Below are 20240 nucleotides of genomic sequence, written 5' to 3' on the forward strand. Positions count from 1 at the left end.
GACCCCAGCTTTTGCCGGGGATCAGTGACCAATCATGACCCAGTCGGTGGCTCATTCTTGATCACATCATCCTCAGCACCAACGTCGAGCCCATGCTTCATCAGCATCGGGATTTGCGTGAAAGTGAAGATGAACGTCAGCGGCATAAAGACCCAGAATTTGGCCCACAGCCATGTCTCGAATGTGCCGTTCTCGACATTGTAGAGATAGCGCAGGACTTCGTTCAGTCCGGCGAGGGCGAAGAAGAAAAAGCCCCAATTGCGCGAGAGTTTGAGCCAGCCTTCATCGCTGAGGCCCTCGAATGCCGCCTCCAGCAGAACCTTGAGCAGCGCTTTCCCCTTCCATGCCCAGCCAATGACCAATGCGGCACCGAATAGCGAATAGATGATGGTCGGCTTGAGCTGCACGAATGTCGGGTCGCCGAAAAAGATTGTCAGACCGCCGAAGCCAACGATGAGGGCGGTCGAGAACCACAGCATCGGAGACACTTTCCCTAGTTTGAGTTTGGAGAACACTAGGGCAATCACTGCCGCGACCATAAAGGCGAGGGTGCCTTTGATGACTGCCGCGATTTCGGCAATCGCTTCGCTCTCTTCGGGCGCAAAATATTTGTACACGCCGAGGAATACGAGCAGCGGCCCGTAGTCGACCGCGACGTTGAGCCAGCCGGAGGGTTTCTTGGCAGTTTGCTGGGTATCGCTCATTCTTTTCCAACCGTCATTGCGAACCGCAAAGCGGCACGGCAATCCATGGCCTATAAGGTGGCGGAAGCGAAGCACCATGGATTGCTTCGTCGCCAATGGCTCCTCGCAATGACGAGGTGCAGGGGTTAAGCCACCCCCGCAATTACTCTGGCGACCAGATCTGGATCGAAGGGCCGCAAATCATCAATTTTCTCGCCCACCCCAATCGCGTGGATCGGCAGGCCATATTGCTCTGCTGCTGCAACCAGAACGCCGCCGCGTGCGGTTCCGTCCAACTTGGTCATAATCAGACCGGTAACGCCGGCGATCTCCTTGAATACTTCAATCTGGGCGAGGGCGTTTTGACCGTTGGTAGCATCTAGCACGAGAACCACATCATGCGGTGCCTCGGGGTTCAGTCTGCCAAGAACTTTACGGATCTTGGCAAGTTCATCCATCAGTTCGCGCTTGTTCTGCAGCCGTCCGGCCGTGTCGACGATCAGCGCATCAATACCCTGATCGGTTGCGGCTTTCACACCATCGAACACTATGCTCGCGGGATCACCGCCTTCCGGGCCGCGAATGACCGGTACACCAATACGCTCAGCCCATGTCGCAAGTTGGCCGATAGCAGCGGCACGGAATGTATCGCCTGCCGCCAGCATGACGCCATAATCGTCTTCCTGAAACAGGTGCGCCATTTTGGCGATTGTCGTTGTCTTACCGCTGCCGTTGACGCCAATCACCAGCAACACTTGCGGGCGTGGGAACGCAGTGATCTCAATGGGAACAGCGACGGGTCGCAAAATTTCGGCAATCTCGTCCGCGACGGCTTCCTTTAGCTCGATCTCGGTGATGTTGAGACCGAATTTTTTCTCGGACAGTTTGGCCCGTATCCGCGCGGCAGCCGAAGGCCCGAGGTCCGACATAATCAGCGCGTCTTCGACGTTATCCAGCGTCGAATCGTCGAGCTTCGCAGTACCGACAACCTCGGTCAGATTGGTCGAGAGGCGTTCCGACGTCTTGCGGAAACCGCCAAACAGGCGATCTTTCCAGCTCGTTTCGCTCATTGTGGCAAGCCCTCATCTCTTAACAAACCAGCGTCCAAGGCGGTAGGTGTAATGGTGAGAATGGTGCCCGGCGCAGTGCCTTGGGGAACCGCCACTCTCGCGAAATTGGGCGCATAGCCGGTCCCGTCGCGTTCGGCGAGGACTGATAATGGCTTGCCGATTTGCTTTGTGAGCCACGTATCCCTCCGCTGCGCCACATCGCCGCGTAACTCGGCTGCGCGCTGTTTGATGATCGCGCGATCCAGTTGCGGCATCCGCGCGGCGGGTGTGTTGGGCCGGGGCGAGTAGGGGAAGATATGTCCGTGCACGATATCAAGCTCTTCGATGATCGAACGGTTATCGCCATGCATGGCCACATCCTCGGTGGGGAATCCGGCGATCAAATCGGCACCGATGGCAATATCGGGGCGGCGCGCTTTGATACGTTCCACCAGTGCCACCGCATCGTCGCGTAAATGCCGCCGCTTCATCCGTTTGAGCATCATATCGTGACCGTGCTGGAGCGAGAGATGCAGATGCGGCATCAGGCGCTGTTCTTGCGCGAAGAGCTCTTCCAGCAGCGGATCGATCTCAATCCCGTCGAGTGAGGACATCCGCAGGCGCCCAAGCTCGGGGAATGCGTTCAGCACCGCCTCGACCATCGTGCCGAGTTCGGGCGCATCGGGCAGGTCATGCCCCCACGATGTCACATCGACCCCGGTCAGCACCACTTCGGGTGCGCCTTGCGCCAAATGGGTTTCGACCTGCGCCAGCACTTGCGCGATAGTCATCGACCGGCTTTTGCCGCGTCCTTGGGGTATGACGCAAAAGGTGCAGGCATGATCGCAGCCGTTCTGTACCGTCACGAATGCGCGCGTGCGGCTGGTCACTGTTGGCGCAACTTCAACCGGTGCATTCCACGCGCGTGGATCAAGCTTGGCCGTATTGGCGATCAAGCCATCGACTTCGGGCATATTGCCGATTTGCTCGCGCTCGATGTCGGCGGCGCAGCCGGTGACGAGCAGCCGCGCATCGGGCCGGGCCTTGCGCGCTTTGCGGATCGTCTGGCGGGTTTGCCGCACGGCCTCCATCGTCACCGCGCAGCTATTGATGACGACGACATTGTTGTCTTCAGCGAGCATTGCCTTGATCTGCTCGCTCTCAGAAATATTGAGGCGGCATCCCAGCGATATCACTTCTGCAGCAGAGCTCTTGGTCACGCGTAATCCGCCCATTCGAACGTTCCGCGATAGGCTTCGGTCGCCGGGCCTTCCATGATGATTGATCCGCCCTCGTTCCATTCGATCTGCAGCGGGCCGCCGGGAAGGTTCACGGTCACTGGAGACGCTACCAGTCCGCGCCTGATGGCCGCCACAGCGGTTGCGCAGGCTCCGGTACCACAAGCCCGTGTCAAACCAGCACCGCGCTCCCACACCCGCAGGTTTACAGCGCCATTGCGGATGTCAGCGATATTCACATTGATGCGTGTGGGAAAAAGCGGATCATTCTCGATCAGCGGGCCGAGCCGGTCGAGCGGCACGTCCTCGCAATCGCGTACGAAGAAGATCACATGCGGGTTGCCAACATTTACAGCCGACGGATTGCCGAGCATTTCCCACGATACGGGCATCGCGGCGGTGTCCATCGCATAATCGAGGGGGATACTGTCCCATTCGAAACTGGGCACGCCCATATCAACCCGCGCGCCGCTTTGCGTCGGCGACAGTTCGATAATGCCGCCATCGGTTTCGACCTTCGCCGGTTCACCATGAAGCAGGGCCGCCGCACGCGCGGCATTGCCGCAAGCTTCGACTTCGCCGCCATCGGAGTTGAATATCCGCATCCGGAAGTCGGCGTTGGCTGAGCGCTCAAGAAGAATCAGCTGATCACAGCCAATCCCGGTCCGCCTATTGGCCAGCGCCGCCGCGCTGCGCTCTGTCACGGCGGGCAGTTCAGCCTCGCGCGCATCGAGCATGATGAAATCATTGCCGAGGCCGTGCATCTTGATGAAGGGGACGCGCATTACACAGCGCATTTATGCATCGGCGCGTCCGGCGTCTAGAGGCGGGAGCGTTTGCTACCCAAACGGTTTAGGCTTGATTGCGCTGCTGCGGTGTGCGCGGGAAGGCGCTTTCAGTCGGTTCTTCGGCGCGTTTGGGCGGTTCCCCGGCGCGCGAGAGCAGACCCTTGGGTTCGAGGCGCTTGCGGACATCTGCCGCGCTTTCCGGGCGGCCATAGTGGTAGCCTTGCGCTTTCATTGGCCCCTTGCCCTGCAAGGCTTCCAGAATACGCTCGTCTTCGACCCCTTCGGCAGTGATCGGCATCTTAAGACCATCACCCATCGAAATGATTGCGCTCACGATTTTCTCACAAGAATCTTCATCGGTTAACTCGCCGACAAAGCTGCGATCAATCTTTAACCGATCAAATGGCAGCGATCGCAATTGCGACAGGCTGGCATAGCCGGTGCCGAAATCATCAAGGCTGATTTTCACGCCCTGATTTTTCAGGCTGGTGATCATCGAGCGGACCACGCCAATATTTTCGTGAATGCAGCTTTCGGTAATTTCGATCTCCAGCCGGCTTGGCGGGAAATTGTGCTTGACCAGAATCTTTAGCAGCTTTTGCGAGAACCACGGGTCGCGCAGCTGCACGGGCGAGATGTTGACCGACAATGTCAGGTTGGGATCCCACTCCTTGGCGTCGGTAAGAGCTTGTTCGATAAGCTGTTCCGAGAGCTGGGCTATGACCCCGATTTCCTCGGCCACAGGGATAAAGATGGTCGGGTTAACAATGCCCAACTCCGGTGATTTCCATCGCGCAAGCATTTCAAAGCCAACGAGCTTGCCAGTTTCAAGATCGATCTGTTGCTCGTAATATGGTACGAACTCGCCAGCCGAGATTCCGCGCCGGATGCCTGTTTCGATCTCATTGCGGAAGCGAAGCTCGTTTTCCATCGAAGATTCAAACCAGAAGTAGCGGTTTTTGCCTTGTCCCTTGGCATGGTACATCGCGATATCGCTCCGATGCATCAGTAGCTGGGCTTCGGGTTTTTCCTTGTCGCGCACATCGATAGCGACGCTGGTTGCGATACCAACCGAAATGGTGATTTCGATTGACATACCGTCGATCACCTGTGGCTTTGCGACCCCTGCTATTAGCTGTGTCGCGATCTGGTCGATGGTATCGGGTGAACGACTGTCAAATTTCAGCACGCAAGCAAATTCGTCTCCGCCGAGCCGAGCGAGCAGCGCTGTCGGCGGTAAGACCCGCCGCATCCGGTTGGCGGTGTTTTCCAATACTTCGTCACCGACCTTATGCCCGTTCAGGTCATTGATCTGTTTGAAATTGTCGAGATCGACCATCAAGAAAGCGGTCGCTTCGTGACCGTCTGCACAATCGGCGATTAACGCGTCGGTCGCGGGCATGATGCTGCGGCGGTTGAGGCAGCCTGTAAGCGGGTCGGTTTCTGCCAGCGTTTTGGCGGTTTCCTCAGCTTCACGGCGATGTTCGATTTCGACCACAAGTTCGCGATAACGGCGCATGCCGAAGATGATCAGCGCGATATTGAGCAGCAACGCATTGACAATGAAATTGTCCGGACCTTCTGTGCCCGACATCCAGCTTCTCAGGATTTGCGGAAGCACTGCGCTGCCGGTTCCCACAAACATCAGGATCGCGGCTACGGCTATGCCGAGCGCGACGATATCGCGCTCTATACGGCGCTTCGCCTTGCTGAGGTTAGTGTTCTTTTCCGACATATCTCATCCGGCCAATATTGTCCGGAATTCCCCCTTACGGTACAACTTTCGGCACCTTATGCCGCAGGGCATTGAAGAAGTGGTTAATATCGCCGATGAAGCGTTATCAGGCGACGTACTGACGGAAACGCTGTCGTCCGCCAACCGAACACCGATAGGAGCCTCGCAATGCCGCGATACTGGCTGATGAAATCCGAACCCGACGCCTATAGCTGGGACGATTTAGTAGAAGAGGGGGAAGGTACATGGGACGGGGTCCGTAACCACCAGGCCAAGAATAATCTGGCGGCGATGGAGGTCGGCGATCAGGTGTTCTTCTATCACTCCAATGTCGGCCTTGAAATCGTGGGCATCGCCGAAGTGAGCGTGGCAGGAATTACTGATCCGACCGATCCAACCGGCAAATGGGCCGCCGTCAAGATCGTCCCCAAGCAGAAATTACCGAGCACCGTGACATTGAAACAAGCGAAAGCCGATCCGGAACTCGCCGAGATGGAATTGGTCAAATTGATGCGCCTATCGGTGAGCGAAGTCCGCCCGGCGGAATGGAAGCATATTCTCAAACTCGCCGGAATCTAACGCCGGAATCTAACGCCGGAATCCAGCACGGCGTGCGCCCGGTTTTGCATAACCGGGATGCTTAATGTCCCATCATGCGACGGTCATAATTCCGGCACAGCACGATGGTTAGCGATGCGTTAACGCCTATCGCATGAGAAGATCACTAGTTCTTACCGACGAAACTGCGGGCCATCCGTTTCTCGCCTCGCTGCCTCCGCATATTCGTGCGCAAGTGCCGCCTGTAAAAGCGCGCACAGGTTTGCGGCTGACCCGAGACGACATTCGCGGGTTCGTGGCAGCTTATCTCGGATGCTTCGTCGCGGTATCGATCTTTATCAGTTAGCTTCGGCTTCCGCCGCGGCTGCCGCGTCAAGCTCGGCTTTGTAAAGGCGCCGCCCCAGCCATGCCGAGAACAGGCACATAAAGGCGCTCATCAGCAGCTGCTCAGTGATCGAAATGCCCGCCATGTTGAGGCCCATCGCGGCGAGCGAACCAACCACCATCGCGCCCGAATTGACAATGTTGTTTGCCGCGATCGTACGTGCGGCGTGTTCTGGCGCTGCGCGGGTCGTGAGGAATGCGTAGAGCGGCACCACAAACATTCCGCCGGACACTGCTATTCCGAGCAAGCTCAGCAACAAGAAACTTGCCATTGGCCAAGCGAGAAATTCGGTGACGCCGAGCATCTCGGTGGGTTTATCCGCGCCCCACAGCACCGATACAAAATAGAATGCGACGACAAACACGCCCATAAAGATGACCGAGATGGGTGAGTAGCGGGCCGACACTTTGCCTTTCAGCAAGGCATTGATCGCCACTGATCCAATGGCAACGCCAACCGAGAATACGACCAGAAACAGGCTTGCCACAGCAGGCTCTGCCATGATGACATTCTTGGCGAGCGGGACGAACTGGATGAACAACACCGCACCAATGGTCCAGAAGAAGCTGATTGCGAGAATTGCGTAGTACACCTCGCGATTATGCATCGTTTCGCGGACCAGATGGACCGAGGCGCGGAAAATGTTCCAATCGAGCTTTTCCGGGTGTCCTTCTTGCGGAGGTGCGTCTGGCACTTGGCGACTGACAAAATAGCCGATGATCGCGGTGACGATAATTCCGATGGCCGCATATTCGACAGCGATCCACCCGGCGAGAATAGTACCGGCGAGAATGGCGATGTAGGTTCCAGCTTCGACGAGCCCTGTGCCGGCGAGCACTTCGTTCTTCTTAAGGTGCTGAGGTAGAATAGCGTATTTGATTGGCCCCAAAAACGTCGATTGAACGCCGGTCAGAAACAAGGCAAGCAATAGCAGTGGTATCGCGATTGCCTCGACTGCAATACCCTTCCACGCAAGATACAGGCCGGTCGCGCCAATCAGCATCAGCACTATCTCGCACGCTTTGACCGTACGTATTATCTTCGCCTTGTCGCGCATATCGGCCAATTGTCCGGCAAGTGCCGACAGGAGAAAGAACGGCAGAATGAACAGACCCGATGCGACCGCGCTGAAGGTCCCTTCCGAACTGGGCGAATTATACACCTGATAGACCACAAACAGGACCATCGCGTTCTTATAGAGATTGTCGTTGAAGGCGTTGAAAAGCTGAGTCACAAAGAGCGGCAGAAAGCGCCGTTTACGCAGCAGATGCGTTGTTGTGGTCATGAATCCCCGCGCCAAAGCTTCTGGTCCGAAACCAGTAATTCGGCCGGTCTAAAGGTTTGCAGCGCCTGAACAAGAGCTAAGAGCGTGAACAAGCGGAAACTGGTGCTTTTGCACTGTGCCATACTGCGGTAAGGGCGGCGTGATGTTGACCTTGCCAAACATTCTGACCCTGTCGCGTATTGTTGCGGTCCCGCTGCTTGCGGGCTTGCTTTGGTGGCCTGATTGGCGGCTTGGATATGCGCTGGCCACCGTGCTCTACGCGCTGATGGCGATTACGGACTATTTCGACGGCTATCTGGCGCGGTCGAGTGGTGCGGTGTCAAAATTGGGGATCTTTCTCGATCCGATTGCGGACAAGATCATGGTCGCTGCAGTCATTCTGGTGCTTACTGCACAGGGGTATCTTCGCGGACCTTATGTGGGTGATTTGCATGTCATCGCAGGATTGATCATCTTGATGCGGGAAATCGCGGTTTCCGGCCTGCGCGAATTTCTGGCGGGCCTCCAGGTATCGGTTCCAGTCACCAAGCTGGCAAAATGGAAAACCACATTGCAACTGATTGCGCTGGGTGCACTGATCTTTGGTGGCGCCGTTCACGGACCGCCACCGGTATTGCTCGAAAATGCGGCACGGCCTTTGTCAGAGCAATGGATACATCTGGTGGGGTTGGGCAGCCTGTGGGGTGCCGCGATCCTGACGGTTATTACCGGCTGGGATTATTTGCGGGTCGGCCTCAAACATATGGATTGAGGCAGGCGCAATGGGGCGGTCGAGCTTACTCGATCATTCCGGCTGCTTGCGCGCGAATTTCAACCAGCGGGATTCCGAAACGGTCGCGCGGGTCGTTGCGGTCGAACTCTTCGTCTTCGGAATAGCCAAAATGCTCGACCACTTTCTGGTGCAGCGGCAGATCAAACTTGATTCCGGCATTCTTGCTAACGCGCCACACGATGCGTCCGGGCATTGCAATCTTGTTTGTGAGATTAATCTCGACCTCAGAGCCTTCCTGAGCAAGCTTTTCATCGGTTTCGATCATGCAACCGCCGCTTGAGAGGTTGTATAGCGAGGCGACAACGCCTTTGCCATCAATGCGGCAGTCAATTTCCTGATCAACTCTGAAGCGATTATATGAACGCATGTCCCGATCCTGTTTCATTTTCCTAGCCGGTTATGCGTAGCTTAGAATTCACCAATAAAGAGTAAATCTGGCGGTTCGGGACCGGGTTCAACCCTTCATCCCGCTTTAAGTTCCTGCGCTAACAGCTTGAACTCATCTGCCCGGGGCGAGTTTTTGCGCCACACCAACGCAATTTCGCGGGTTGGATTTGCGGCTTTCAGCGGGCGGACGACGACATCCGTGCCGATAAGAATGCCGGAATCGATCGCCATTTCGGGCAGCATGGTCATTCCCAGGTGATTGTCGACCATTTGCACCAGCGTGTGCAGGCTGGTGCCGATCATAGTCGCACTTGTGCCCAATTCGGGACGATTGCACGCCGCAAGCGCATGCTCTTTCAGGCAGTGGCCATCTTCAAGCAGTAACAACTGCCCACCGTCGATCATTGACGCGGTGATCTCCTTGGGCGGATCGCGCGGATCGTCCTTGGGCAGCGCAACGAAGAGCTGGTCATTCGCAATATGTTCGGACTCGATCTCACCGCAAGGAAAGGGGAGCGCCAGCAGCACACAATCCGCGCGCCCATGGTGGAGCGACTCGATTGCATCCGCGCTGGTTTCTTCGCGCAGGAATAGTTTGAGGGCAGGGCGTTCTTTACGGAGACGGGGCAAGATACGCGGCAGCATGAACGGCGCGATCGTCGGGATAACGCTCATCCGCAATTCGCCCGACAATGGTTTGCCGGAGGCCTGAACAAGTTCGCTGAGCTCTTCAGCCTCGCGTAGCAGCCGGTGTGCCTTTTCGACCACAGAATTGCCGAGCGGCGTGAACCGTACGACGCGCCGGCTACGCTCGACCAGCGTTACGCCCAGCAGTGTTTCCAACTCGCGGATGCCGGCTGACAGCGTCGATTGCGAAACAAAGCTCGCCTCCGCAGCGCGCCCGAAATGGCCGTGCTCATGCAGCGCAACCAGATATTGCAGCTGCTTGATGGTGGGGAGGTAAGTGCTCACTACTCGGCGGCGACCCCGGCTTCATCTCCGGTACTGTCGTCGGCCGCATCGAGCATATCCGCGCGCATATCATCGACGCTGCTCATCACCAGTTTTCCGTCGACCACGGCGAAGCCGGTTTTGCCTTCGACCAGAGCGAGCGCGTCCTTGCCGAACACTTCGTAGCGCCAGCCTTTCAGAATCGGCAAATCGCGAATACCTGCGGCAAGGGCTTCCATTTCGTCCGATTTGGTCAAGAGGCGGCTGGCCACGTCGATTTCGCGTGCGCGGATTTTGAGGAGCAGTTTGAGCAGATCGGCGACCAAGGCGCCTTCTTTGCCCAGCGGCGCGCCGCGCTTGTTTTTGACCGGCATTTCCTCTTTCGGAAGCGGTTCTGCGTCGGCCAACACTTTCATCAATCGCTTGCCGATGTCGTTTTCGCGCCACGCATTCGAGAGACCGCGGACTTTCGCAAGATCAGCCTGTTTCTTCGGAGGATGCGATGCGATGTCTGCCAAAGTCTCATCGCGCATGATCCGGCCGCGCGGTATGTCCTTGTGCTGCGCTTCGCCTTCGCGCCAAGCGGCTAGACCTTTCAACCGGCCAAGCACCTGCGGATTGCGGCCCTGCGAACGGATCCGCCGCCATGCATTGTCCGGATCATTGCGGTAGTTTTCCGGATCGGCGAGCTTTTCCATCTCGGCATTGAGCCATCCGCCGCGACCCGTTTTGATCAGCTTCTTCAGCATCAGCGGGAAGATTTCGGACAGGTGCGTCACGTCGCCAATCGCATATTCGATCTGGCGGTCGGTCAGCGGGCGGCGGCTCCAATCGGTAAAGCGCGCGCCTTTATCGACAGTCGTGCCGAGCCAGCTTTCAACCAGATTGGCATAACCGATCTGCTCGCTCTGGCTGATCGCCATCATCGCGATCTGTGTGTCGAAGATCGGATGCGGGGTTTTTCCGGTAAGGTTATAGATAATCTCCACATCCTGACCGCCCGCGTGGAAGATTTTGAGGACGTCCTCATTGTCGCACATCAGATCGAGCAGGCTGGTCAGATCGATCCCGTCGGCCAGCGGATCAATCGCGGCGGCTTCTTCATCATTGGCGATCTGCACCAGGCAGAGTTCCGGGTAATAGGTGTTCTCGCGCATGAATTCCGTATCGACGGTGACAAATTCAGATTGTGCGAGGCGGGCGACCAAATCATCGAGAACTTCGGTCGTGGTAATCAAATCATGTATTTTCATGTCATTCTTTACTATGCGGGCGGAGTACCGCCACTCGGGACCCGCATCGGCGTTCTGTCACCTTGACAAAACCCCGCGGTTCCCCTGTTAGCGCGCCCATAGATTAGAGCGCTTGATTAAGCACGGGCGCAAACGCCGTGCCCATAGCGTCATAGCCTGCAAATTGGAAAGATATTAGATGCACGCCTATCGTACCCACAACTGCGCAGCCTTGACCAAGGCAAATGTCGGCGAAACCGTCCGTTTGTCGGGCTGGATTCACCGCAAACGCGACCATGGCGGCGTGTTGTTCGTCGATTTGCGCGATCATTTCGGGCTGACTCAGATTGTTGCCGATGAAGATTCGCCAGCATTGCCGATTCTCGATGGTTTGAAGCTGGAAAGCGTTGTCACCATTGATGGCGAAGTGAAAGCGCGCGCAGAAGGTACAACCAACAACAATCTGCCAACAGGCGATATCGAAGTGTTCGCACGCTCGGTCACAGTGCAGTCGAAAGCCAACGAATTGCCGCTGCCAGTGGCGGGTGAGCAGGATTATCCTGAAGATATCCGCCTGAAATACCGCTTCATCGATCTGCGCCGTGAGACGATGCATAACAACATCATGCTGCGCAGTCAGGTGATCGCCTCGATCCGCCGCCGCATGACCGATCAAGGCTTCAACGAAATCCAGACACCTATTCTGGCAGCATCCAGCCCCGAAGGCGCGCGTGACTATCTGGTGCCCAGCCGCCTGCATCCCGGCAGCTTCTATGCGCTTCCGCAAGCGCCACAGATGTTCAAGCAGCTGCTGATGGTTGCCGGTTTCGACCGCTATTTCCAGATCGCACCGTGCTTCCGCGACGAAGATCTGCGCGCCGACCGTAGCCCGGAATTCTACCAGCTCGACCTCGAGATGAGCTTCGTAACGCAGGAAGACGTGTTTCAGGCGCTTGAGCCTGTACTCGCAGGCGTGTTCGAAGAATTTGCAGAAGGTAAGAGTGTCACGCCATCCGGTGAATTCCCGCGCATCCCTTACAAAGAAGCGATGCTCAAATATGGCAGCGACAAGCCTGATTTGCGCAACCCGCTCTTGATCAGCGATGTCACCAGCCACTTTACGACGTCGGGCTTTGGCCTGTTCGAGAAGATCGTTGGCGGGGGCGGTGTGGTTCGCGTGGTTCCTGCACCCAAGACCAACGAGAAGAGCCGCAAGTTCTTCGACGATATGAACAATTGGGCGCGCGGCGAAGGTTTTGCCGGTCTGGGCTATGTCACCCGCAAGGGCGGCGAGTTCGGCGGTCCGATCGCCAAAAACCACGGTCCTGATCTGATGGCGAAGCTTTATGACGAGCTCGGCCTCGGCGATGATGACGGTCTGTTCTTTGCTGCTGGTAAAGAGAAGGAAGCGGCCAAGCTCGCCGGTGCTGCGCGTACCCGCGTCGCTGAAGAGCTCGAGCTGATCGAAGAAGGCTGCTTCAAATTCTGCTGGATCGTCGACTTCCCGATGTTCGAATATGACGAAGAGCAGAAGAAGGTCGATTTCAGCCACAACCCGTTTTCGATGCCGCAAGGCGAGATGGAAGCGCTGGAAACGCAGGACCCGCTCGATATCCTCGCTTGGCAGTATGACATCGTCTGCAACGGCTATGAGCTGTCCAGCGGAGCGATCCGGAACCACAAGCCGGAGATCATGTACAAGGCATTTGAGGTCGCGGGTTACGACAATGCGACTGTCGACAAGGAATTTGGTGGCATGATCGAGGCGTTCAAACTGGGCGCACCGCCGCATGGTGGCTCCGCACCGGGCATCGACCGCATAGTAATGCTGCTCGCTGATGAACCGAACATTCGCGAAGTCATTGCATTCCCGCTCAACCAGAAAGCGCAAGATTTGATGATGGGCGCGCCAAGCAGCGTTTCGAACGCTCAACTGCGCGATGTGCATATCCGCGTGGTCGAGCCGCCGAAGCCGGCGGGTGAGTAACTCATAGAAAAGGGCGCGAAGTGAACCTCGCGCCCTTTTTAATTTAAAATCGTGTTTGCGGATCAGTCGACGTAGGCTTCGAGCTGGTCGGTGAACCGTTCACCAGCCTGAATCTCCTGATAAGCGGCTTGCACGACTTGCTGTGTTTGAGCATCGAAATCGCACTGCTCAAGCACTTCCTCAAACTTTTTGGCGATATAATCTTCGCCTTCTTCGACCCGTTCGACAGCGTTTTCGTCGCCATTCTCAAACAGACCGGTGATATCGGCCCAAATCTGGTGCGCGGAACCGGCGACCGTTCCGTCGGCCTGATCGCAGCCATGGCGCGCCAGCTCGGCATTGAGCGACGACAATGTTTGTGAGCGCTTCTCCGCGCATTGCGCCAGGGTTTGTTTCAATCGAGGGGTGTTCGCGTTCTCGGCAGCCTGACGATATCCATTCACTGAATCATACGTTGTATCCGCGAGTGATTTAAGAGCGACTTTTTGGGCGTCCATGATTTTGTCCTTTAATATAAGTAGGTTGTGAAAGAAAAATGCACGGTTACCAGAATCGTTCCCGACATAACTACCGACAAGAGAACAGGTGCGCGGGCTTCGCGGTTCCTGGCCAGTCGACCAGTAAGGGGCCTCTCGCGATCACTCTCAAAGATCACACTGACGCGCAGTCGGGAAGGGCTGTATTCGGTGAATTGTAGCTCAAGGTTGGCGACGAGGCAGGCGATGGCACCAGCAACGAATTGCCGGGAGCATTGAGGGTTGGCTAGGGGGGCGAGTGCGAAACCCTTGAGTATGTGCGCGATCATACCCACATCTCGTCCAAGCCCGCCAAAGCCCCTTGCCAGCAAGGCTGCCGTTCATTAGGGCGACAGGTGAAAGTTTAACCCCCAAAATGAGAGGGAAATTATGAGCGATAGTGCTGACCGCGTACAGAAGATTGTTGTTGAGCATCTTGGTGTTGAGGCCGACAAGGTAACTCAGGAAGCCAGCTTCATCGACGATCTGGGCGCAGACAGCCTCGACATTGTCGAGCTGGTTATGGCGTTTGAAGAAGAATTCGGTGTGGAAATTCCTGACGATGCGGCTGAAAAGATCGCTACTGTCGGCGATGCCACCAAGTATATTGATGAGCACAAGGGCTAAACGCCTATCCCGCTGTGCTCGCTTGATGGCCTGACCGAAAGCGGCGGCCAGCGGGAAATTGACAGGCTCGCCCCTTAACCGGGTCGGGCCTGTTGTTTTTTGGGAGCTAACCGCTTCGTTAGGCGGCGCTCTGTTGGAGAATACAATGCGTCGTGTTGTCGTAACCGGACTTGGCCTTGTCACGCCTCTGGGTAGTGATGTCGAAACATCATGGGCGAATATCCTCGCTGGCAAAAGCGGAGCGGGGCAGATCACGCATTTCGACACTGAAGGGCACAAATGCACCATTGCTTGCGAAGTGAAGCCCAAAGACCACGAATACGGGTTCGATCCGGACAAGCGTGTCGACCACAAGGTCCAGCGTCAGGTTGATCCGTTTATCGTATTCGGTATCGATGCCGCCGGACAAGCACTGGAAGATGCTGGCCTCGAAGACATGTCGGACGCGATGAAATTGCGCGCAGGCTGCTCGATTGGTTCGGGCATTGGCGGGCTGCCCGGCATCGAGAGTGAATCGCATGTTCTGCGCGATCGCGGACCGGGCCGTGTGAGCCCGCACTTCGTTCACGGACGGCTGATTAACCTGATTTCCGGTCAAGTTTCGATCAAATACGGCCTGATGGGCCCGAACCATGCGGTTGTGACGGCGTGTTCGACGGGGGCGCACTCGATTGGTGATGCCGCGCGGATGATCCGCGATGATGATGCAGATATTATGCTTGCAGGCGGGGCAGAGGCGACAATCTGCCCGATTGGCATTGCCGGTTTCGCACAGGCGCGCGCGCTCAATATGAGTATGAATGACCGCCCTGAAGAAGCGAGCCGTCCTTATGACAAGGACCGCGACGGCTTTGTCATGGGCGAGGGGGCCGGTGTGGTCGTTCTGGAGGAATATGAGCACGCAAAGGCGCGCGGAGCGACAATTTACGCTGAAGTGGTCGGATACGGCCTCTCGGGGGATGCGCATCACGTGACCGCGCCGCATCCGGAGGGTTCGGGCGCGTATCGTTCGATGGAAATGGCGCTCAAGAAGGCGGGTATGACGCCTGCCGACATCGACTACATCAACGCACACGGCACATCGACCATGGCGGACACGATCGAACTGGGGTCGGTCAAGAACCTGTTTGGCGACGCAATCGGCAATGTGTCGATGAGCTCGACCAAATCGGCGATTGGCCATCTGTTGGGCGGTGCAGGCGCGGTAGAGGCGATTTTCTGTATTCTGGCGCTGCGCGACCAGATTGTCCCTCCCACGCTTAATCTGCACAATCCTGATGACGGCACCGATGGTGTCGATCTGGTGCCTCTCACCGCAAAGAAGCGCGAGGTAAAGGCAGTACTGAACAATAGCTTTGGCTTCGGTGGAACCAACGCCAGCCTGGTAATGAAGAAGGCTGATTGACCATGCGTAAGCTGGGTTGCGCTGTAATCGCGATTGTGGCGCTGCTGGGTCTTGCTGGGGGCGGCTGGTTTGCTGCCGGCTGGTATGGTTCGTCGCAGGTTAGCGAAGATACTCAGTTTGTTGTATCTTCCGGGTCCAGCCTGACATCCGTTGCAAGGGCATTGGAGGCCGAAGGGCATATTGCGTCAGCCGATGCTTTCCTTCTGAGGGCGAAAATATTGGGCGGCGGTGATCCAGTCCAGGCGGGCGAATTTATGCTGCCCGCCGGCGTCAGTCCGGCGCGCATTCTTGAGACTTTCCAGAAGGGCGATGTGATCCGCCGCTTCGTGACTATTCCGGAAGGGATGCCGTCAATTCTCGTCCATGAAAGGCTGATGGCAGAGCCGCTGCTTACAGGCGAAATTCCGGTTCCCGAAGAAGGCTCCGTCCTGCCCGATACATATGATTTCGAGCGTGGTGAGGAGCGCACAAAAGTGCTCGCGCGGATGCAGGTTGCGATGCGCAATTTCCTCGCCGAAGCATGGCCGAAGCGCCAGCAGGATATTGCCGTGAGTTCTCCGGAGGAAGCCGTCATACTGGCTGCTATTGTCGAAAAAGAAACAGGTATTTCGTCGGAAAGACAACGGGTTGCGGGCCTTTATTCAAACAGGGTAAAGAAGAATATGCTGCTTCAGGCAGATCCCACGATTATCTATCCGATAACAAAAGGAAAACCTCTAGGAAGACGTATCAGACAGTCTGAAATAGCCGCTGTAAATGATTATAATACCTACACAATGACGGGTCTACCGAAAGGCCCGATCACGAACCCCGGGCGCGCTTCGATCGAAGCGGTGCTCAATCCGGCCAAGACCAGCTCGCTCTACATGGTCGCGGATGGCAAGGGCGGGCATGTTTTTGCAGATAGTCTGGAAGAACATAACGCCAATGTGGATCGCTGGTTCGCGCTGCGGCGTGAGCGCGGCGAGATGTGATCAGCCATCGCTGGCGCACCATTCATCATCACTGCCGAGCTGCCGCCCGATCTGGCTAAATGGGCGACCGCGCTCAGGACCGAGCATTTCCCGCCGGAGCGCAATTATCTATCGGCCCATGTCACGCTGTTCCACGCTTTGCCGCCATCGTGCGAAAGCGAGATCAAGACCGCGCTCGCGACCGAAGCGGCCGAGAGCGCACCTGTTGCCGGTCAGATCGAAGGGATCATGCCCTTGGGCAAGGGAACAGCCTTAAAGCTTTCCAGCCCGGCGATGATCGACATCTGGCGTAATCTCGCTGACCGGTTCCATGGGCTCCTCACTCCGCAAGACGAGCACAAGCCCCGGCTCCACGTCACCATTCAGAACAAAGTCAGCCCCAGGGACGCCAAAGCGCTGCAGGCTGAACTTGGCCCCACCATCGATCCGCACCCGTTTCGTTTCGCCGGACTCTCGCTCCACATCTATCGCGGCGGGCCGTGGGAGCATGTGCGAACCTATCCGTTTCGCGGGCGCTGACGGCTTTTCCAGCCCGATGCTGCCTTTGCAGTTGACCGAGGGGCATCCCGGCCCTAAATGCGCCGCCTGCGCAGCAACATGGGTCCTTACCTAGGCGGCGCTGGCCCGTAATCGGGGCCCTGAAAGGGGCGGAGTAGCTCAGCTGGTTAGAGCAGCGGAATCATAATCCGCGTGTCGGGGGTTCGAGTCCCTCCTCCGCTACCAAATATTGCGAAAATTGCCATTTTCACCGGACAATCCGGAACTTTATCGAATACTTTTTTGAGAACGTTATCGTGGCGGTGATTGCAGCAACCTTACAACCGTTTACGCAATTTCCGCTACGTCGCGCTTGGTTGTTACAATCCTATACGCGTGTGAATGGCAAATTAACCTTCCAAGTCCGCGGTTCCGTATAGGGTTTCCACGTATGTCCTAACGGGTTGATAACCTTTTTTCTCCATAAAGCGCTGCATGACTCATGTACGCAGACCATATTTCGTCCTGACAGCTGCGCTCGCTGTCCCGTTTTTCGCGACGCCCGCTCTCGCTGAAGGTGTGCCGGCCGGCACGCTGATCGAGAACACTGCGGTAGCAACCTATGATGCTGGCGACGGACCGGAAACGATTGACTCGAATACCGTCGTGCTGCGCGTTGACGAATTGCTCGACGTAACCGTGGCGTCGCTGAACGCGGGGCCGGTCGCTACGTCGTCAGGTGGCGCGGTGCTGACATATTCCGTGACCAACACCGGCAACGGTCCCGAAGCGTTCACGCTCACCGTGAACCCCGCAGTCGGCGGAAATGACTTTGACCCCACAGTCGATGGCATTGCCGTCGATACGAACGGCAATGGCGTTTACGACCCGGGCGTCGATGACATTCTGACATCGCCGGAAACGACCGAAATTCTCGATCCCGATGAAGCGCTGACAGTGTTTGTCTTGCTGAGCGTTCCGCCTACAGCCGCCGACGAAGACGAAGCGCAGGTCGATCTGCTTGCCGAAGCTGTTACTGGCACCGGTACGCCTGGCACCACCTTTGCCGGCGTAGGCGAGGGCGGAGGTGACGCGGTCGTCGGACCGACCGGAGCTGACGATAACGCGCTGGGTACAATTATTGTCGGCATTACGACCGTCGATCTGGTCAAATCGGCGATCGTGCGCGACCCGTTTGGCGGGACCAGCGTCGTTCCCGGCTCGATCATCCAATATACAATCCGCGCCGACGTGACCGGCTCCGGCTCGGTCGATGATCTGCTGATCACTGACCCTATTCCAACAAACACCACTTACGTGGTGACCAGCCTTACGCTCGACGGCGGGGCGCTGACCGATGGTGCTGATGGCGATGCTGGCGAAGCATCCGACGGTGCCGGAATCACAGTCGATCTGGGCACCGTCAATGGCGGCACATCCCATTCCATCACCTTCGACGTTCAAGTCGATCAATAAGGGCTAAAACAATGAAAATCGGCCGAATTTTTGGAATTTTTGCGGCGCTCGCAGCGCTCGTTTCCGCACCTGTCATGGCACAAGACGGGCAGTCCGTCGCACTGAACGGCGACGTTATGGTTGTCAAAACCATTAGCGAGGACGGCGCAGAACCGCGGACAGAACTGGTGGAGCCAAATCTGGTCGTGCCCGGGGATCGCCTGTTATTCCGCACCAATTACGAAAATACCAGCGCCGAGCTGGTCGAAAACTTCGTCGTCACCAATCCTCTTAGCTCTGCCGTTCAACTGGCGTCAGATACACCGGCTGACCAAGTCGCGTCTGTGGACGGCGGAAAAACATTCGGCGCTCTGAGTACACTCACCGTGACTGAGGAGGGCGGCGCTGTTCGTGCCGCCTTGGCATCGGATGTCACACATCTTCGGTGGACGCTCGCCAGCCTCGAGCCGGGCGAGAGCGGCCAGATCACTTTTTACGCCATCGTTCGCTGAGAAGCGAATGGTAACTGTCTGGTCTCGTGGGCAGTCGGGGAAGCACGAGGCATAGTAGAAGGACCTAAAACATGAAACGCACTAAGCAATTGCTGGGGGCAGTGAGCAGTATAGCTCTCATTGCATTTACCTCGGCGCCGGCTCTTGCAGCTGGTACGCAGGCGGGTCAGCCGATTACCAACGAAGTTTTCGTTGATTATCAAGTCGGTGGATTCGATCAAACGCAGGCCAGCGGCTCTGACACGTTCACCGTCGATCGCAAAATCGACCTGACAGTGGCGGAAACTGGCTTTATCGGGCGCACCCAAGTGGCGCCGAACCAGACGCAAGCGGTTATCGAGTTCGAGGTTACCAACCTGTCGAACGACGTGGCTGACTTCGTGCTGACGGCAACGCCGGCCGCTGGTAACGACTTTACACTGACCAATATCATCATTTTCGTCGATGCCGACGCCGATGGTGAATATGATGTTGGTGAAGAAGTCACGTATCTGGACGAACTCGCGGCAGATGGTGTCCAGCAAGTTCTGGTCGCCGCGGATATTCCTGTCGGAGTTACGGCCGGGCAAACCGCTGATATCGTACTGACCGCGCAAGCTGCCGAAGGCGGTACGCTCGGTGCTCAGGGTGATATCTATGATGCGACCAACACTGCGGATGATACCGAAGCGAACACCGAAGATGGTACCGTGAATGCGGCCAACATCGATACTGTTCTGGCTGACGGTGCAGGCGATACTGATGCTATCGAGGACGGCGCATTCACTGATACTGACGGCTACGTCGTCGCTGCAGCGGATGTGACGGTCACGAAAGCCAGCACAATCGTCAGCGATCCGATCAACGGAACCAGTAATCCGAAGGCTATTCCAGGTGCTTTGGTCGAGTATTGTATTGTCGTGTCCAATGGACCCGGCGCTGCAACGGCAACTGGCGTCAACGTAGCAGACACTTTGCCGGTTGATCTGGAATTCGACGAAACATTCGGCGTGTTCATCAACGGTACCGTTGACGGTACCGGCGATTGTAACGCTGATGGTGTTGACGATGCGAATAGCAACTTCGTCGACAATGTGTCGGGCACGCCGGATGAAGTTTCGGCAACGCTCAACGATCTTGCAGCGAACACTGTGAGTACGTTGTATTTCCGCGCGACAATCAACTGATCATCTAATTAGTTGAGTTCTACGCTAGTGCGTTTCACTTCCTCTCTGCGCGAGTGTGC

At 56.8% G+C, this 20240-nt stretch carries 22 protein-coding genes and 1 tRNA gene; 13 read left to right on the forward strand and 10 right to left on the reverse strand.

All coding sequences use genetic code 11. From position 1 onward, the window contains the following. Positions 1 to 32 precede the first annotated feature (32 nt). The 5 genes from GRI35_RS07980 to GRI35_RS08000 all read right to left on the reverse strand — a co-directional run bounded on the left by GRI35_RS07980 (position 33) and on the right by GRI35_RS08000 (position 5493). The gene (locus tag GRI35_RS07980) at positions 33 to 704 is read right to left on the reverse strand and encodes an inner membrane-spanning protein YciB (protein ID WP_160613673.1); all 672 of its coding nucleotides are present in this window, start codon (positions 702 to 704) and stop codon (positions 33 to 35) included. 125 nt (positions 705 to 829) lie between these two features. Further along, the gene (ftsY, locus tag GRI35_RS07985) at positions 830 to 1753 is read right to left on the reverse strand and encodes a signal recognition particle-docking protein FtsY (RefSeq protein ID WP_160613674.1); all 924 of its coding nucleotides are present in this window, start codon (positions 1751 to 1753) and stop codon (positions 830 to 832) included. After that, positions 1750 to 2967 (reverse strand): MiaB/RimO family radical SAM methylthiotransferase, encoded by a 1218-nt coding sequence (locus GRI35_RS07990; RefSeq protein ID WP_235900165.1) that lies wholly within the window; start codon positions 2965 to 2967, stop codon positions 1750 to 1752. Before GRI35_RS07990 ends, ftsY begins: the two co-directional genes overlap by 4 nt. Next, positions 2949 to 3755 carry a diaminopimelate epimerase gene (dapF, locus tag GRI35_RS07995; RefSeq protein ID WP_160613676.1) on the reverse strand — a complete coding sequence of 269 codons (807 nt, stop codon included), beginning with the start codon at positions 3753 to 3755 and terminating at the stop codon, positions 2949 to 2951. Before dapF ends, GRI35_RS07990 begins: the two co-directional genes overlap by 19 nt. Before the next feature lie 67 nt (positions 3756 to 3822). Continuing rightward, positions 3823 to 5493: a putative bifunctional diguanylate cyclase/phosphodiesterase gene (locus GRI35_RS08000; protein ID WP_160613677.1), complete on the reverse strand. Its 1671-nt coding sequence runs from the start codon at positions 5491 to 5493 to the stop codon at positions 3823 to 3825. A gap of 58 nt (positions 5494 to 5551) precedes the next feature. Between GRI35_RS08000 and GRI35_RS13935 the strand changes: the two genes are divergently transcribed. From GRI35_RS13935 to GRI35_RS08010, 3 genes are all read left to right on the forward strand, one after another. Continuing rightward, positions 5552 to 5680 (forward strand): hypothetical protein, encoded by a 129-nt coding sequence (locus tag GRI35_RS13935; RefSeq protein ID WP_268894023.1) that lies wholly within the window; start codon positions 5552 to 5554, stop codon positions 5678 to 5680. Then, the gene (locus tag GRI35_RS08005; protein WP_160613678.1) at positions 5662 to 6072 is read left to right on the forward strand and encodes an EVE domain-containing protein; all 411 of its coding nucleotides are present in this window, start codon (positions 5662 to 5664) and stop codon (positions 6070 to 6072) included. Before GRI35_RS13935 ends, GRI35_RS08005 begins: the two co-directional genes overlap by 19 nt. A 133-nt stretch (positions 6073 to 6205) precedes the next feature. Beyond that, the gene (locus GRI35_RS08010) at positions 6206 to 6397 is read left to right on the forward strand and encodes a hypothetical protein (protein ID WP_160613679.1); all 192 of its coding nucleotides are present in this window, start codon (positions 6206 to 6208) and stop codon (positions 6395 to 6397) included. Here the strand turns inward: GRI35_RS08010 and GRI35_RS08015 are convergent. Next, a complete protein-coding gene (locus tag GRI35_RS08015) occupies positions 6390 to 7721 on the reverse strand; it encodes an MFS transporter (RefSeq protein WP_160613680.1) in 1332 nt (443 codons plus the stop codon). The genes GRI35_RS08010 and GRI35_RS08015 overlap by 8 nt on opposite strands. Before the next feature lie 142 nt (positions 7722 to 7863). Here GRI35_RS08015 and pgsA point away from each other — a divergent pair, with 142 nt between their 5' ends. Further along, entirely contained in the window at positions 7864 to 8472 is a 609-nt protein-coding gene (gene pgsA / locus GRI35_RS08020) for a CDP-diacylglycerol--glycerol-3-phosphate 3-phosphatidyltransferase (protein ID WP_160613681.1), read from the forward strand. Positions 8473 to 8497: 25 nt separating this feature from the next. On the opposite strand, the gene GRI35_RS08025 is transcribed toward pgsA, so the two are convergent. From GRI35_RS08025 to rnd, 3 genes are all read right to left on the reverse strand, one after another. Then, positions 8498 to 8860: a PilZ domain-containing protein gene (locus GRI35_RS08025; RefSeq protein ID WP_160613682.1), complete on the reverse strand. Its 363-nt coding sequence runs from the start codon at positions 8858 to 8860 to the stop codon at positions 8498 to 8500. Between the two features lie 95 nt (positions 8861 to 8955). Further along, on the reverse strand, positions 8956 to 9852 hold the full coding sequence (locus GRI35_RS08030; protein WP_160613683.1) for a hydrogen peroxide-inducible genes activator: 897 nt from the start codon (positions 9850 to 9852) through the stop codon (positions 8956 to 8958). After that, complete coding sequence (rnd, locus tag GRI35_RS08035) at positions 9852 to 11084, reverse strand: ribonuclease D (RefSeq protein WP_160613684.1); 1233 nt, start codon at positions 11082 to 11084, stop codon at positions 9852 to 9854. Before rnd ends, GRI35_RS08030 begins: the two co-directional genes overlap by 1 nt. Before the next feature lie 178 nt (positions 11085 to 11262). Between rnd and aspS the strand changes: the two genes are divergently transcribed. Then, entirely contained in the window at positions 11263 to 13050 is a 1788-nt protein-coding gene (gene aspS, locus GRI35_RS08040) for an aspartate--tRNA ligase (protein WP_160613685.1), read from the forward strand. Between the two features lie 62 nt (positions 13051 to 13112). Here the strand turns inward: aspS and GRI35_RS08045 are convergent, their stop codons facing one another. Further along, a complete protein-coding gene (locus tag GRI35_RS08045) occupies positions 13113 to 13547 on the reverse strand; it encodes a ferritin-like domain-containing protein (RefSeq protein WP_160613686.1) in 435 nt (144 codons plus the stop codon). A 408-nt stretch (positions 13548 to 13955) separates the two neighbouring features. On the opposite strand from GRI35_RS08045, the gene GRI35_RS08050 reads away from it, so the two are divergent. The 8 genes from GRI35_RS08050 to GRI35_RS08085 all read left to right on the forward strand — a co-directional run bounded on the left by GRI35_RS08050 (position 13956) and on the right by GRI35_RS08085 (position 20181). Next, positions 13956 to 14192 carry an acyl carrier protein gene (locus GRI35_RS08050; protein WP_160613687.1) on the forward strand — a complete coding sequence of 79 codons (237 nt, stop codon included), beginning with the start codon at positions 13956 to 13958 and terminating at the stop codon, positions 14190 to 14192. A gap of 145 nt (positions 14193 to 14337) precedes the next feature. Beyond that, positions 14338 to 15597, forward strand: coding sequence for a beta-ketoacyl-ACP synthase II (gene fabF, locus GRI35_RS08055; protein WP_160613688.1), 1260 nt, complete (start codon positions 14338 to 14340; stop codon positions 15595 to 15597). Between the two features lie 2 nt (positions 15598 to 15599). Then, a complete protein-coding gene (mltG, locus tag GRI35_RS08060; protein ID WP_160613689.1) occupies positions 15600 to 16571 on the forward strand; it encodes an endolytic transglycosylase MltG in 972 nt (323 codons plus the stop codon). Between the two features lie 51 nt (positions 16572 to 16622). Further along, the gene (locus GRI35_RS08065) at positions 16623 to 17090 is read left to right on the forward strand and encodes a 2'-5' RNA ligase family protein (protein WP_328598452.1); all 468 of its coding nucleotides are present in this window, start codon (positions 16623 to 16625) and stop codon (positions 17088 to 17090) included. A 127-nt stretch (positions 17091 to 17217) separates the two neighbouring features. After that, positions 17218 to 17294 (forward strand) — tRNA-Met (locus GRI35_RS08070). Positions 17295 to 17543: 249 nt separating this feature from the next. Then, positions 17544 to 18524: a DUF11 domain-containing protein gene (locus GRI35_RS08075; protein WP_160613690.1), complete on the forward strand. Its 981-nt coding sequence runs from the start codon at positions 17544 to 17546 to the stop codon at positions 18522 to 18524. Between the two features lie 11 nt (positions 18525 to 18535). Beyond that, positions 18536 to 19015, forward strand: coding sequence for a hypothetical protein (locus GRI35_RS08080; protein WP_160613691.1), 480 nt, complete (start codon positions 18536 to 18538; stop codon positions 19013 to 19015). 71 nt (positions 19016 to 19086) lie between these two features. Then, positions 19087 to 20181, forward strand: coding sequence for a hypothetical protein (locus tag GRI35_RS08085; RefSeq protein WP_160613692.1), 1095 nt, complete (start codon positions 19087 to 19089; stop codon positions 20179 to 20181). Positions 20182 to 20240 lie beyond the last annotated feature (59 nt).

This window comes from Pontixanthobacter aestiaquae, assembly GCF_009827455.1.
Classification (GTDB): Bacteria; Pseudomonadota; Alphaproteobacteria; order Sphingomonadales; family Sphingomonadaceae; genus Pontixanthobacter; species Pontixanthobacter aestiaquae.